Annotated in this window: 9 protein-coding genes; 5 read left to right on the top strand and 4 right to left on the bottom strand. The window is 61.2% G+C overall.

What is annotated here, in order from left to right; translation table 11 throughout:
• Positions 1-268 precede the first annotated feature (268 nt).
• Positions 269-4,606, bottom strand: coding sequence for a P-loop domain-containing protein (locus NLY43_RS04900; RefSeq protein WP_023712771.1), 4,338 nt, complete (start codon positions 4,604-4,606; stop codon positions 269-271).
• Between the two features lie 310 nt (positions 4,607-4,916).
• Between NLY43_RS04900 and NLY43_RS04895 the strand changes: the two genes are divergently transcribed.
• The 5 genes from NLY43_RS04895 (at position 4,917) to NLY43_RS04875 (ending at position 11,372) form a co-directional block, all read left to right on the top strand.
• Positions 4,917-5,972 carry a LacI family DNA-binding transcriptional regulator gene (locus tag NLY43_RS04895; protein WP_031199702.1) on the top strand — a complete coding sequence of 352 codons (1,056 nt, stop codon included), beginning with the start codon at positions 4,917-4,919 and terminating at the stop codon, positions 5,970-5,972.
• 63 nt (positions 5,973-6,035) lie between these two features.
• Positions 6,036-7,274 (top strand): ABC transporter substrate-binding protein, encoded by a 1,239-nt coding sequence (locus NLY43_RS04890; RefSeq protein ID WP_023712774.1) that lies wholly within the window; start codon positions 6,036-6,038, stop codon positions 7,272-7,274.
• Between the two features lie 329 nt (positions 7,275-7,603).
• Positions 7,604-8,524, top strand: a complete 921-nt coding sequence (locus NLY43_RS04885) for a carbohydrate ABC transporter permease (RefSeq protein ID WP_023705752.1) — start codon at positions 7,604-7,606, stop codon at positions 8,522-8,524.
• Positions 8,524-9,381 carry a carbohydrate ABC transporter permease gene (locus NLY43_RS04880; protein WP_023712775.1) on the top strand — a complete coding sequence of 286 codons (858 nt, stop codon included), beginning with the start codon at positions 8,524-8,526 and terminating at the stop codon, positions 9,379-9,381. Before NLY43_RS04885 ends, NLY43_RS04880 begins: the two co-directional genes overlap by 1 nt.
• Positions 9,382-9,404: 23 nt before the next feature.
• Complete coding sequence (locus NLY43_RS04875; protein WP_023712776.1) at positions 9,405-11,372, top strand: glycoside hydrolase family 127 protein; 1,968 nt, start codon at positions 9,405-9,407, stop codon at positions 11,370-11,372.
• Position 11,373: 1 nt separating this feature from the next.
• Here the strand turns inward: NLY43_RS04875 and NLY43_RS04870 are convergent, their stop codons facing one another.
• The 3 genes from NLY43_RS04870 to efp all read right to left on the bottom strand — a co-directional run bounded on the left by NLY43_RS04870 (position 11,374) and on the right by efp (position 14,375).
• Positions 11,374-12,174, bottom strand: a complete 801-nt coding sequence (locus tag NLY43_RS04870; RefSeq protein ID WP_023671569.1) for an endonuclease/exonuclease/phosphatase family protein — start codon at positions 12,172-12,174, stop codon at positions 11,374-11,376.
• Between the two features lie 81 nt (positions 12,175-12,255).
• Positions 12,256-13,716 carry a phospholipase D-like domain-containing protein gene (locus NLY43_RS04865; RefSeq protein WP_023712778.1) on the bottom strand — a complete coding sequence of 487 codons (1,461 nt, stop codon included), beginning with the start codon at positions 13,714-13,716 and terminating at the stop codon, positions 12,256-12,258.
• 89 nt (positions 13,717-13,805) lie between these two features.
• Positions 13,806-14,375: an elongation factor P gene (efp, locus tag NLY43_RS04860; protein ID WP_023682947.1), complete on the bottom strand. Its 570-nt coding sequence runs from the start codon at positions 14,373-14,375 to the stop codon at positions 13,806-13,808.
• Positions 14,376-14,432 lie beyond the last annotated feature (57 nt).

The following is a 14,432-nucleotide window of genomic DNA, read 5'->3' as shown; positions in this document are numbered from 1 at the left end:
TCCGCCATTACTGATGGGGCCTGCACGCATCCAGCGACAGAATCAAGCTTGGGCAAGGCAGTCGGTTCCATGCCGAACAACACGGCCAGCCCGGAGCAAACTTCATTCTCCGTTTTGCGGCATCCGAGCCACGAGAGATACCTGTGGAGTGCGGCTTGCCCGCAGATTGGATCGCTCAGTAGCCGGGCATACTCGCGAGCGGCGTTTAGCCTCGCCAAGCGCACAGGCCAACTCAGCCGCTCCAAAATAAATTCGAATGAAGTAGAGGCTAACTGAACCATGGGCACGCTGGTATTGGCTGGTCTGACACTTCTGAAACCAGTATCGAGACAAACTTGGCCGCTATATCGGATGCCAGTTCCTCCTGCCCTACCAACAGCAGAAAATGGACGAGGTATCTAAAACCGATTGAAAAGGAGTAGCCCAGCCGCTTCCAGTACAGCGCGGGGTCCGAAGTGTCTTTGATATAGTCTTTCCATTTCTCAGGAAATTCTTCGGCGGCTGCTTTCAGGCGCCGCTTCACCTCGACCTCGGAGGTCCAGCTTGTCTGCCAACCGCGCCGAGCGATGTGAGCTCGGACGAGCCAGCCATAGGCTGCATCCCGACCCTCTGCGGCGAGGCTCACCTCGAACGCGTCATTAAGAACTTCCTCCGCTAAACTTGAATGTTCCTCGCGGTCAAAATACTTGCGCATGGCCTCGAGTGCCTGCTTTGCACGCCCCTTTGACACCCAGTGCTTCAACCAAATTGTTGGGGCAGCTCTTTGCGTGTCGTAGCCAATTTGGAAGTCCGAATAGTCGGAAACGAGCCGTCCGAACTCTGAAACCTTGTATTTGGAAGGGGCGGGTGTGGTCAGCTTTCCCGGGGGCATCGGGGAATCGGAGGGGCGGTAGCGATGGTCTTTTGGCATCCCACCAAGAAGGCGGACTTGAGCTGCGGCGACATTCTTTCCCACAGGATCCGACCGTGAGCGCAGCGCTGCGACATCGCTGAACTCAACAAGGGTTCTGGCGAGCGCGCGCCCGTCAGGTGTTGAAAAATCGGCGATCTTTATGTGCTCAAGGAGCGCCACCTCTGCAAGGTGGTAGTCGTCCTGCAAAATGTGGTGTGCATAGAACTGGACAAGGGACTTGGGGTGTATGAGGGCAATAGTCTTTAGGAGAGCGGTTCTCGCGTGGTTTGTGCCTTTGCCATCTGTAAACTCAGTGATCTGCTCAACAAGAGGGACTATCTGTCGAAGAAGCGGCATCACATCCGTTCCGCCGGCGATGTGGACGTCCTCAACCGCATCGAGGACGTCATAGATCCAAGCGTCCTTGCGCCATCCATACCCGATAATGCAGTTAGCCGCTCTTGTGAGGAGCTGTTTCGCTGGAAGATTGTAGAGAACGGCATACCTTGATAGCTCAATCCAGCGATCAGCTCGTTCGTTAAACACGCTGATGATCGACGCTTCCTCGTCAACCGCCTTCTTCAGGGACACCTTAGCAAGCGACTGTTCGAGCAGTGGCAAATTGCCGGCAATCTGTTCTGCCATCCACAACGCCTCGTTCCAATGTTCGGACGATTTAGCGGTGGCGAGATCGGCTGGCTGGATCTTAAGGGTGCGTCCGGCAGGGCTCTTGATGGCGTGAAGCCTTAGCGCGATCTCGCGCAGAGCATGAACAAATGAGATGTATTGCACGCCATCGGGGTCAGTCAGTCGCCGATTTTCAACGGGCTTGATCGCGCGAGCAGCGTAATAAGGCGCTGCGAAAGAAAGTTGTGCTCGGCCCGATGTAATGTCTTTGGCGAGCCCCGTCAGAAACTGGAACGCTTCTCCGGCCCATCCTCCGGGTGGTTGATAAGTCGGAGGTTGTTGCCCACTAAGATTGTTGGACAGCGTGGCGAAGAACACGGTAACGAAGTAGTTCTCAACATCGTTGTGCCGTCCGTAATCGTAGTCCTGTCGAATTGGGCCGCTCGCGTCGGGTAGAGCCGATGAATTTTGCTTGCCGGTCGCCTTGTGGAAGTGACGCCAGCACGAGAGGAGGGCGCTGACCTGTAACCGGGGACGATAGCAGACCGAAAGGTCGAGTCCCGTGACGCACGCGACGACCACCAACGCATCTTCAATGACAAATCGCCAGGAAACATTGGTCCTGCCTTTGAGCCGCTTGGCGGCCTCTATGAGGAGGTCGGATCGCCGCTCCCGACGTAAACTAGCGACGAACGTTCGGAACGAAGCATTGCGGGCGTCAAGGCTGCGAAATCCCTTCAGAAAGGCGAGCACGCGCTGAACGTTGGTTTTAGGGAAGATCGCGGCGATCTCTAGGAAGTGGTGGACAAGGCGTTCGAAGTCCTGGTCAGGGTGGTGACGAAGCTCGATCCAAAGGTTGACGCGACGCCGGAGCTCCTCGAATGCTTGCTCGATGATGTCAGACGAGCGATCTGGAACAGTTTTCACGAGGGTGACGATCTCGTTCGAACTCAGCGAGCCGAGTTGATCGGCGGAGAAGGTCACGCTTTCGAGGTTGGAAGCAGATCGTATTGCTACCTCCGCGAAGTCGCCAAAACTAGCCAATTGGTATTCCGGTCCATTGTCGACGCGTGTCTTGAGAGCTCGCAACTCGACAGTGCGAACGTAGTCGGTTCTTGCGAACGCCAACTCCTCGGCTCCAGCCAGGATTTCTATGATTTGTTCCGGCGGCCATCCTTCGACCAGAGATTCTATGACCCAATGTCGCGTTGTGCGGGAAAGCAGCTCAGTTCCGTCGCCGTTCTTGGCCTTCATGATCCACAACCACCCCCAACTCTGGAGACGCGGCGCTTCGTTCTCCAGCCAATTCACAATCTGCGGTAGCAGAGCATCAAAGGTGGCCTGGTGATCACGGCGCTCTTTGGCGAAAGCCAGGAGGCTACCGTGAAACGGGGCGATACCAGAGCGCTGAAATTCCAGTAGATGGTCGATCTCCTCGATAGGTCCGAAGCATCGTCTGAGCCCTGGCTCGGTCCATCGAAAACCCGAACCCGCGATGACGTGAATGATTTGCTTCGCCGACGGAGATAGGTCCCTCCAAAGCCCGGCATAATACTTACGGATGTCACCGTCGGGACAACTCGGCAGCCTAGCTATCTCGTCAGCAGAAAAGACGAGCCCGCGCCGGACCATCGCCTCGAATGAATAGATCAGGTGAAGCGGGTGGCCGAGGGAGATCATGTAGAATGCGTCTCCGATCGCGCCGAGTTCGTGTTTGTCCGACGTTCGTGCGTGGAGTTCACTCAGCAGCAGCCGTCCTGCTTGATGCTGAAGCGCGACCCATCTCTGGACAGCGTCTCGGTCCATTCGTGGAACCTCGATCCAGTCCTCTTCTGACGTATTTTGAATCAGTCGGAGCGGAAGATACCTCTCGGCCACCCGCTGCGTGCCGACGAGAACTGTGGTGTTGTCGGGACATGGAAGGAGAGCCTTGAAAAGCTGATTCATCTGGCTCAGATCAGCGTACTCCCTCGCGACATGATCTAGCCCGTCGATGATGACGACAAAGGGTTTCCCCAGCGCAGCGAAATGTGCCGCGCACGCGGTTATCCAATTGCGAAGTTCGGTCGGCTTGTCCTCGAGGCCTTTCACAGGCTCGGGGTATCTAACCATAATCTGATCCATCAGTGACGACGCAATATCGGTATAGGAGTTGCGGTCGCTGGAGTCGGCTAACGAAAGAAAGTAGTGATGCCGCACCGTTGGGGTGCCCCTGTCTCGGAGCTGGTTGACGGCATAGCTTAGGTATGTGCTCTTCCCGCGCCCAGGCGAGCCCCATAGCGCCAGTATTCCCCTATCGGCAGTTAGTCGATTCATGAGATCGCTATGGAAGCTTTGGCTGGGAGGCTCATATCCGTCTGGTACGCGAAACTCTTGGGAGAGCGGCTGTGGCCTCTTCTTATTGATGATCTGCGCAAGGTGCTTGTGGGTAATTCGTCCGTCCGGCTCGGGCTGTTGACGTACGGATGCCCACCGCCTCGCTTGGTGGAGCAGTAGAAGCCATCCCTCACTGTCGGTAGCTGAAGGGACGAGTTGTGCCCTAAGGTTGGCCTCAAGGCGATCGATCATCGGCTCTGAATGTTTGAATTCGAAAGACGAAAAGAATTCTGCCGCAGGCGCACTTCCACCTAAGTCCCTCTCAAGAGCAAAGCGGACTGCCGGCTCGACTTTGGTAAAATCGACGACCGAGCCGTTTAACGACTTGGCAAATTCTGAATCGGGGCGTCGGTTGGTCCGTAGGCACGCCGATCGCAATTTCCTATCCAACGTGAGGGCCTCTAGGGATGAAGCCCACTTGTGAATTCGAGACGTTCCTCTTGTCTTCTTCTCGAGTAGCCAATCCCAGTTCAGTGTGTAGAGGTCGGGCCGGGGTGTGAATTTGACCTGCGTGACCTCAAAAGTGCCGTCAGGCATGGCGGCTACTACATCATCTAGAGCTCCAAAATCGTCGTCTTCGGCCTCCAGCTGAACCCATTGGTATTTGCCTGGGTCCCGATAGTATTCAATTAGGAGCTCAATACCGATGAGGTCCTGATAGTCGAATCCTCTGCGTGTAGTCGCAGCAATCTTGATTGAAAATTCCGGCACGTGCCCTCCAATGTGCGGAATTGTTGCCGGTTATCGTGCCCCTGCCAACAAAATAGTGGCGATTCCGAGTTTATTTTTGACCGAACCGCCGTGCGTATTGCTTGCTCCGGGCTGGACGTCGGCCGCTGACGAAAGGCGGCCGGCGAAGTATTCGATAATCGCCCCACTTGCCATCCTTAAATTCTCATCCTAATCTCCCACTGAGAAAACCTTTTCCCAACTCTCTCAGCATCCGCCGTCCACCCACATGGACACGTCGCAGCCCAGTAAGAGAAAACCTTTTCCCAACTGAAGGAACTCGCCGCCAACAATGCCCTCCGACACGCCAGCACCCGCCAAACAACCCGTCACCCTGCGTGAAGTGGCGGCGATGGCTGGCGTTAGTGTGGCCACGGCGTCGAAGGCGTTGAACGGGCAGGGGCGGATGACCGCCGAGACGCGGCAGCGCATTCGCGAGACGGCGCAGCGGCTCGGCTTTCGCCCCAACAGCCTGGCGCAGAGCCTGCTTCGGCGGCGCTCCTTCACGGTCGGCCTGTTGACCAACGATACCTATGGCCGCTTTTCCCTGCCGGTCATGTCGGGCATTTCGGATGCGCTGGTCGATGCCGGCGTGTCGGTGTTCCTGTGCAATGTCGAGGACGATCCGCGGCTGGCGCAGCTGCATGTCGAGGCGATGCTGGACAAGCGCATCGACGGCATCATCGCCAGCGGCAAGCGCATCGACCGCCATTTGCCGGTCGACCTCGCCAATCTCGGCGTGCCCGTCATCTACGCCTTCAGCCAGCCCGATCCCGATGCCATCGCCTTCGTCTCCGACGATGCCGGCGGGGCGCGGCTGGCGGTCGAGCATTTTTGCCGCCTCGGGCGGCGGCGCATCGCCCATGTCAGCGGTCCCGCCAGTTTTGCCGTGGTGAATGAGCGGGCACAGGCTTTTCGCGATGTGCTGGCCGCGCACGCCCTGCAGGTGACCGAGCCCTTGCTCGGCTCGTGGTCGGAAGCCTGGGGGCATGAAGCCGTCGGAAAGCTGTTCGACGGCCCAATGCTCTTCAACAAGAAGGGGGAGAAACCCGACGCCGTGTTCTGCGGCAACGACCAGATCGCGCGCGGCGTCATCGATGCGCTGCGCGAGCGCGGCTTGGGCGTGCCCGGCGATGTCGGCGTCATCGGCTTCGACAATTGGGAGATCGTGGCCGAGGCGACCCGCCCGCCGCTGACCTCGGTCGACATGAACCTGGCGGCGCTCGGCCGCGAGGCCGGCCTCACACTGCTTTCGCTCGTCGGCGGCCAACCCGCCGCGCCGGGCATTCGAAAACTGCCGTGCCGGCTGGTGGTGCGTCAGTCATGCGGCCGTCCATTGGGCGGCTAGGAGAACGCGCGGCGCGATCTGCGCCGCAACAGGGAGGAGAACAGAACCATGAGGAGGAAAACCATGAAGACCATGATTACCGGGTTCGCGCTCGCCGCGAGCATCATTGCCTTGCCTGCAATGGCCGCCGACACCGCCAACATTTGGGTTCGCGCCGACGGCTCGAACTTCATGCCGCGCATCGTCGATGCTTTCAACAAGGGCCATGAGAACCAGGTCAAGCTGGACATCATTCCCAATGCCGAGATCATCCCGAAATATGGCGCCGCCGCCGCCGGCGGCACGGCGCCCGACGCGCTGTCGCTCGACCTGATCTATACGCCGTCCTTTGCCGCCGCCGGCCAGCTCGAAGACATCACCGACTGGGCGAAATCGCTGCCCTATTTCGCCAGCCTGTCGCCGGCGCATGTCAAGACCGGCACCTACAAGGACCACATTTACGGGCTGCCGTTCTCGGCCGACGCCTCGGTGCTGATCTGGAACAAGAAATTGTTCAAGCAGGCGGGGCTCGATCCCGACAAGGGGCCGGCCAACTGGGCCGAGATCGAGGCCGATGCCGAAAAGGTCAACGCGCTTGGCGGCGACATCAAGGGCTTTTATTTCTCCGGCAATTGCGGCGGCTGCAACATCTTCACCTTCACGCCGCTGGTGTGGGCCTCGGGCGGCGATATCCTCTCTGAAGACGGCTCGAAGGCGACGCTGGACAGCCCGCAGCTGCGCGGCGCCATCGACCTCTACCGCTCGATGGTCAAGAAGGATCTGGTGCCGGCCGGCGCGCAGACGGACACCGGCGCCAACTTCTTTGCCGCCTTCGCCACCGGCAATATCGGCATTTCGCCGTCCGGCGCCTTCGCCATCGGCGCGCTCAACACGCAGTATCCGGACATCGACTATGGCGTCACTTTCCTGCCGGGCAAGGACAGCGGCTGGTCTTCGTTTGCCGGTGGCGACAATTTCGTCGTCACCAAGGGCACCAAGAAGCTCGCCGTGGTGAAGGAGTTTCTCGACTTCGCCTATTCGCTCGAAGGCCAGACCATCCTGGCCAAATACGGCAGCCTGCCGGTGCGCGGCGACATCGCCAAGGAGGCGCTGAAAGATCTCGATCCGCGCTACCAGATCGCCGCCGAAGCCATGGCCAAGGGCCGCACGCCCTATTCCGTGGTGTTCAACGATTTGATCAACTCGGCCAACGGTCCGTGGACGCAGATGATCAACGAGGTCGTCTTCGGCGACGACGTCGATGGCGCCATCGCCAATGCACAAGAGACCATGCAGTCGATCATCGACCAGGCGCAGAAATAAGGACTGGCCGGCGGCGAGGGCGCATGACGCCCCTGCCGTCGCAGGTCCTGATCCGGCCGCCCGATCCGTCTCCCTGGACGGGCGGCCGGCGCTCCTTACCCTCCCACTTGTGGGGAGGGTCGCTGCGCAGCAGCGGGGTGGGGGAGGTGTGTCCCACCGCCCTACGAGATCCAACGGAAGAGCAGCATGACCCCTGGCATTCTCAATCATCGCACCGACGCCCTACCTCTCCCTTGTGGGGAGGTCGGACCGCAGGTTCGGGTGGGGGGCCGGCGCCGCACCCCCACCCCGCTGCTGCGCAGCGACCCTCCCCACAAGGGGGAGGGTAAATGACCGCCATCACCACCACCCCGCCACGCGCCAGAAAACTCGTCGGCGCCGGCCGCCGGCAGTGGATCGGCCTGCTCTATGTCGCGCCGGCAGTGGCACTGGTCGTCGTCTTCTTCATCATCCCGCTCGGCATGACCGCGTGGATGTCGCTGCACAACTGGCCGCTGATGGGCGAGCATTTTTATATCGGCTTCGACAATTACCGGGCGATCCTGCGCGATAACCGTTTTTGGAACGCGCTGAGCTTCACCGCCTACTACACCGTGATCGTCACCATCGTGATCTTCGCCGTCGCCTTTCCGCTGGCGCTGTTCATCGAAAAGCCCAGGCGGCTGACCGGTTTTTACCGGACATCCTTCTTCATGCCGGCGGTCGTCGGTTTTGCCTCGGCCAGCCTGCTGTGGTCGTGGCTGCTCAATGTCGATTCCGGCCTGTTCAGCCCTGCCGCCTACGATTTCGGCCTGACGGCGAAAAAGTTCAACCTCCTGGCGACGTTCCAGCCGGCCTTCTGGTCGATCATCGCCATGGTCGTCTGGAAGGTGGCGGGCTTCACCATGATCATCCTGATGACCGGCCTGCAGTCGATCCCGACCGACCTGCAGGAAGCCGCGATGATCGACGGGGCAGGGCCGTTCGCGCGCTTTCGCGCCATCACCCTGCCGCTGATGCGCCGCACGCTGGCGCTGGCGCTGATCCTGTCGATCGCCGGCTCGATCCTCGCCTTCGACCAGTTCTACATCATCCTGCGCGGCGGCCCGCGCAACCAGACGCTGACCGCCGTCTACTGGATCTTCAACCAGTCCTTCGTCTCGTTCAAGCTCGGCTATGGCGCCGCTTTGTCGATGATCCTGCTGGCCATATTGGTGGCGCTCAGCCTGGTCCAGCTGTGGCTGCTGCGCAAGCCGGAGGGCATCGACTGATGGCGCAGGCAAGAAGCCGCAGCAGCCGCCTCTGGCTCAGGATCGCCGAGCATTCGACCGGCATGATCGCCTCAGTGCTGTTCATCGCGCCGATCGTCTGGGCCGTGCTGTCGACCTTCAAGCCGGCGCAGGAGGCGCGCCAGCCGCCGCTGCCGCCATGGCCGACGACAGGCTTTTCGGTCGAGAACTACCGCACGCTCGACACCTTTGGCGACGGCCTCTGGCTGCCGGCGCAAAACAGCCTCTATGTCGCGTCGATGACGGTGATCCTGTCGGTCATCGTCAGCGTGCTGGCCGGCTATGGCTTTTCGCGCTTCCGCTTTCCCATGAAGGATGTGCTCTTCATTGTCATCCTGTCGACGATCATGATCCCGTTCCAGTCGATCCTGACGCCGATCTTCCTGGTGCTGACCAAGGTCGGCCTGCACAACACGCTGACCGGGCTGGTCCTGGTCTACACCACGCTGCAATTGCCGTTCTCGATCTTCATGATGCGCAACGCCTTCGACGCGGTGCCGCGCGAGATCGAGGAGGCCGCGCGCATGGACGGCGCCAACAACGTCACCATGCTGCTGAAGGTGATGCTGCCGCTGGTCTGGCCGGGCATCGTCACCATCGCGCTGTTTGCCTTCCTCGGCGCCTGGAACGAATTCCTGGCCGCCCTGGTGCTGATGACCGACCAGTCCAAATTCACGCTGCCTATCATGATGACCGCACTTCAGTCGGGCCGCTTCGGCGCCATCGACTGGGGCGCCGTGCAGGCGGGCGTCACCGTGATGATGGTGCCGTGCCTGGTGCTCTTCCTGTTGCTGCAGCGCTTCTACATCCGCGGCCTGATGGCCGGCGCGGTGAAATGACCAATATCCAACGGAGTGACACGATGACCGTTCAACCATCCGCCAAGCCCGGCAAACTCGCCTTCCGCCCGCTGCCGGTGCCGCAGGTCGATGTCCGCGGCTTCTGGGGCGACCGTGTCGATGCCGTGGCGTCGCGCACCGCCGACATCCTCTACGAGCGCTGCGTCGAGGCGCGCATGCTGGAGCAGATCGACCCGGACCGGCCCTCGCCGGGCGTCGTCATTCCGTTCCATTCGCCGTCGCCCGACGAGGCTGCCAGCCCCGGCTTCACCGGCTCGACGGTGACGACGCAGATGTTCTGGGACTCCGATTGGGGCAAGACCATCGAGACCGCGGCCTATTCGCTCTACCGGCGCAAGAACGCGGCGCTCGAGAAGAAGATCGATGCCGTCATCGACCTCTACGGCAGACTGCAGCAGGAAGACGGTTATCTCTCCAGCTGGTACCAGCGTATCCAGCCCGGCAAGCGCTGGACCAATCTGCGCGATTGCCACGAGCTCTATTGCGCCGGCCATCTGATCGAAGGCGCGGTCGCCTACTACCAGGCCACCGGCAAGCGCAAGCTGCTGGATATCATGTGCCGCTACGTCGACCATATCGCCGACACCTTCGGTCCGGAGCCGGGCAAGAAGAAGGGCTATTGCGGCCATGAGGAGATCGAGCTGGCGCTGGTCAAGCTGGCGCGGGCGACCGGCGAGCAGAAATACATGGACCTGGCCAGGTATTTCATCGACCAGCGCGGGCAGCAGCCGCATTATTTCGACGAGGAGGCGCGTGCGCGCGGCGCCGACCCGAAGGCCTATCATTTCAAGACTTATGAGTACAACCAGTCGCACAAGCCGGTGCGCGAGCAGGACAAGGTCGTCGGCCATGCGGTCAGGGCGATGTACCTCTATTCCGGCATGGCCGACATCGCCACCGAATATGGCGACGATACGCTCAGGGTAGCGCTCGACCGGCTCTGGAACGATCTCACCACCAAAAACCTCTATATCACCGGCGGCCTCGGGCCATCGGCGCACAATGAGGGCTTTACCAGCGACTACGATCTGCCCAACGAAACCGCCTATGCCGAGACCTGCGCCTCGGTCGGCCTCGTGTTCTGGGCCAGCCGCATGCTCGGCATGGGTCCCAACGCCCGCTACGCCGACATGATGGAGCGGGCACTCTACAACGGCTCGATCTCCGGCCTGTCGCTCGACGGCTCGCTGTTCTTCTACGAGAACCCGTTGGAGAGCCGGGGCAGGCACAATCGCTGGAAATGGCATCGCTGCCCCTGTTGCCCGCCCAATATCGGCCGCATGGTCGCCTCCATCGGCAGCTATTTCTACAGCCTGTCGGACGACGCGCTGGCCGTTCATCTCTACGGCGACAGCACCGCGCGCTTCGACATATCGAACCGGGCGGTCAGTCTGATTCAGACCAGCAATTATCCCTGGGATGGCGCGGTCTCGATCCGGATCGAAGCCGACGCTCCGGTGGAATTCACCTTGCACCTGCGCGTCCCGTCCTGGTGCGGCAAGGCGGCGCTCAAGATCAACGGCGCCGCCGTCGATCTGGACGGCATCACCAGCGACGGCTATGCCGCGATCCGGCGCGAGTGGCGCCAGGGCGACCGGGTCGAACTCGATCTCGAAATGTCGATCGCCCGTCTGTTCGCCAATCCGGAGGTGCGTCAGGACATCGGCCGCGTCGCACTTGCGCGCGGTCCGCTGATCTATTGCGTCGAGGAGACCGACAATGCCGGCCAGTTGCATCGGATCGCTCTGCCGCGAACGGCAAAAATCGAGGCGCATGCCGAGCCGAACCTGCTCGGCGGCATCGTCACGCTTTCGGCACTTGCCAGCAAGGAAGCGCAGGAAAACTGGGAACCCGGGCTCTATCGCACCGATCCGCCGGCGGTGAGCGAAACGAAAATCACCGCTGTCCCGTACTTTGCCTGGGACAACCGCGAACCTGGTGAGATGCTGGTCTGGCTGCGGGACGGATGAGTTACAGGCTGACGAACGCCGTCAGCGGCAAATGATCCGACGCAACCCGCGACAGCGGCGTGTCATGGGCTTCCACCGACGAGACCATGCCGTGCCGGTTGGCCATGATCCGGTCGAGCGCCAGCACCGGCAGGCCTGAGGGAAAAGTCGGCACCGCCGCCGGCGTGAAACCAAAGGTGGCGTGCAGCGTCTTGAGCGCCGAGCGGTTGCCCAGCCGCCATTCGTTGAGGTCGCCGAGCAGCAAGGTCGGCCTTTCATCCTGGTTGCTCATGATGTCGAGCACGACGCGGGCCTGCTCCGAGCGCGAGCGGCGCAACAGGCCGAGATGCGCGGCGATGACGCGCAGAGTGCGCGTTTCGTCGAGGTCGATCTCGGCAACCAGCGCGCCGCGGGGCTCCAGTCCCGGAAGCTTGATCTGATGGACGTCGCGCACGGTGCCGCGCTTGAACAAAAGCACGTTGCCGCGCCAGCCATGGCCCTTGCCGCTTCCGGAAACCGGCACCGGCACAAGCCCGGTTTCGTGTTCGATCCGGGCAAGGTCGAGCAGCCCGGCGCGATCGCCGAAGCGGTTGTCGGCCTCCTGCAGCGCGATGACGTCGGGGCCGATCTCGCGGATGACGCGGGCGGTGCGTTCGGGGTCGAACCTGCGGTCGGTGCCGATGCATTTGTGGACGTTGTAGGAGGCGACCACCATCTGGGCGCCTTCAATGTGCTTGCGCGGCGTCGCGTTCGCCTTGCGCGCTTTCCTGCCGCGGATCGACAGGAGCACTGTTTCAGGAAGGCTGCGTCCGTTTATGTCCATAGGCCTGCTATTCGATGTCCTGATTCTTTGTTCTATGCATATCGTTCTCTCACAACCGGGACCACTTCGAGGCGGTATGCATTAGAGATAGGGCGATCCCAGCCATAACAACCGGTCAAAAACCCGGATGAGAAATGGCCGCGCTTTCAAGGTTGCGAGTGTGACGGGTTTGGCGGAAGCGATTGCCGCTCCGATGCGCCCTTCGATCTCGGCGGCAAAGCCGGTATCCAGCACCTCCAGGTCGATTTCGAAATTCAGCCGCAGCGACCGGGCGTCGAGGTTGGAAGAGCCGACATAGGCCCAGACGCCATCGACCGACAACAGCTTCGAATGGTCGAACGACCCCTCATGCCGCCAGACGCGGCAATAGTGCTTCAGCACCTGGTCGTACTGCGCCGTCATGGCGCGGCCGACCAGGAAGAGATTGTTGACCGCGGGCACGACGATGTCGATCTCGACGCCGCGCCGGGCCGCCGTGACCAGCGCGCTGACAAATTCCCGGTCCGGCAGGAAATAGGGCGACATGATGCGGATCGATTTGCGGGCGACGGAAAATGCCCCCATCAGCAATTTATGGTTGGTTTCGATGCTGGCGTCAGGCCCCGAGGCCACCGCCCGCACCAGGATCGGTTGACCGGGAGGCGGCGAGGGCTTTTCCACGTGCCAGACCTCGTCCTTGAGGGCCTCGTTGCCGGCAAAACGCCAGTCTTCGGCGGCAACCGCGAAAAGGTCGGCCACGACGGGCCCCGTGACCTGGAAATGCGTATCCGCCGAACTGGCGCTGCCGGCGAATTCGGCCGAAAATCCCTTGCGGATGTTCATGCCTCCCGTGAACGCCACCACACCGTCGACGATCAGGATTTTCCTGTGCGTCCTCAAATTCGCATAGGGAAGTCTCAGGCCCATGACGATGTTGCCGTTGAACAGATCGACGGTGACGCCGGCTTCCCGGAGTGTCCCAAGGATGCTGGGCACGGAATAGCGCACGCCGACCGCATCGATCAGCACGCGAACCGTCACACCGCGCCGGACCGCGCCGGCCAGCGATTCCACAAAACGTCGTCCGATCTCGTCATTGTCGAAGATGTAGGTCTCGAGCAGAATGCTGCGCTGTGCGCTGTCTATCGCCCGGCACATTGCTGCGTAAGCTTCGTCGCCGGTCCTGAGGATCGTGATCGCGTTTGCCGACGTCAGTGCGCGCCGCGCCACCCTGTCGCCTAGCGTCTTCAGGCCGGCAAAGCGCTGGCCGAATTCGGCTGAGATGAGTGTTTCGAGCGCAATGTCGTGGTCGTGTTTGGCTGTCTCGGCTTCACCGGCGACGGGCCGCATGGCGCTGATCGTGGCGCGGCGGATGCGGTTGATGCCGGCAATGGCATAGATGATCGCGCCAAGGAACGGCGACAAGATCATCACGCCGACCCAGCCGGTGGCGGCGCGCACGTCTTCCTTGGTCATGATTGCGTGGACGATGCCGATGGCGGCCATCAGCATCGGAATGATCACAAGGATCAGAGGCCAGTAGGTCACAAAGGTCTGCCACATCGGCAGGACTATCGAGCCAGCGGCCGCAGAAGGCAATGTGGGGGATTAGTACCGGGCAAGGGATTAACCAGGACGGAGGCGCTCGCGCCTCAGTCCTTCGCCCGCTCCACATAGGCCCCGTCAGCCGTCATCACCACCACGCGGGTACCCGGCGCGATGTGCGGCGGCACCAGCGTGCGCACGCCGTTGGAAAGCACGGCCGGCTTGTATGACGAGGACGCCGTCTGGCCTTTGGTCGTCGGCTCCGTCTCGACCACTTCGAAAGTAGCGCGCTGCGGCAGCACCAGGGCTATGGCGATGCCGTTGAACTGCGAAATCTGCACCGCCATGCCTTCGAGCAGGTAGGGCGCCATGTCGCCGACCACGCTTTCCGGCACCGCGACCTGGTCGTAGCTTTCCGGGTTCATGAAGTGATACCCCTCGGCGTCGGCGTAGAGGAAGGTGTGCTCGCGCTCCTCGACATAGGCGCGCTCGACCTGCTCGGTGGTGCGGTAGCGCTCCGAAACCTTCACCCCGTCGGAGATGCGGCGCATGTCGAGCTGGGTGACCGGCGTACCCTTGCCAGGGTGGATGTTTTCGGCAAAGAGGATCACGTAAAGCTTGCCGTCCTTGTCGACGACATTGCCTTTACGGAGCGAACTGGCGATGACCTTCACCACGGTTTTCAATCCTAGACTTCGTTGGCCTGAAACGATCGTTCGGCGCAAATCGGCTGC

The sequence above is a fragment of the Mesorhizobium sp. C416B genome, assembly GCF_030323165.1.
In the GTDB taxonomy this organism is placed as follows: Bacteria; Pseudomonadota; Alphaproteobacteria; order Rhizobiales; family Rhizobiaceae; genus Mesorhizobium.
The sequence above is the reverse complement of the archived record's forward strand: the minus strand, read 5'-3'. Positions and strand labels throughout refer to the sequence as shown.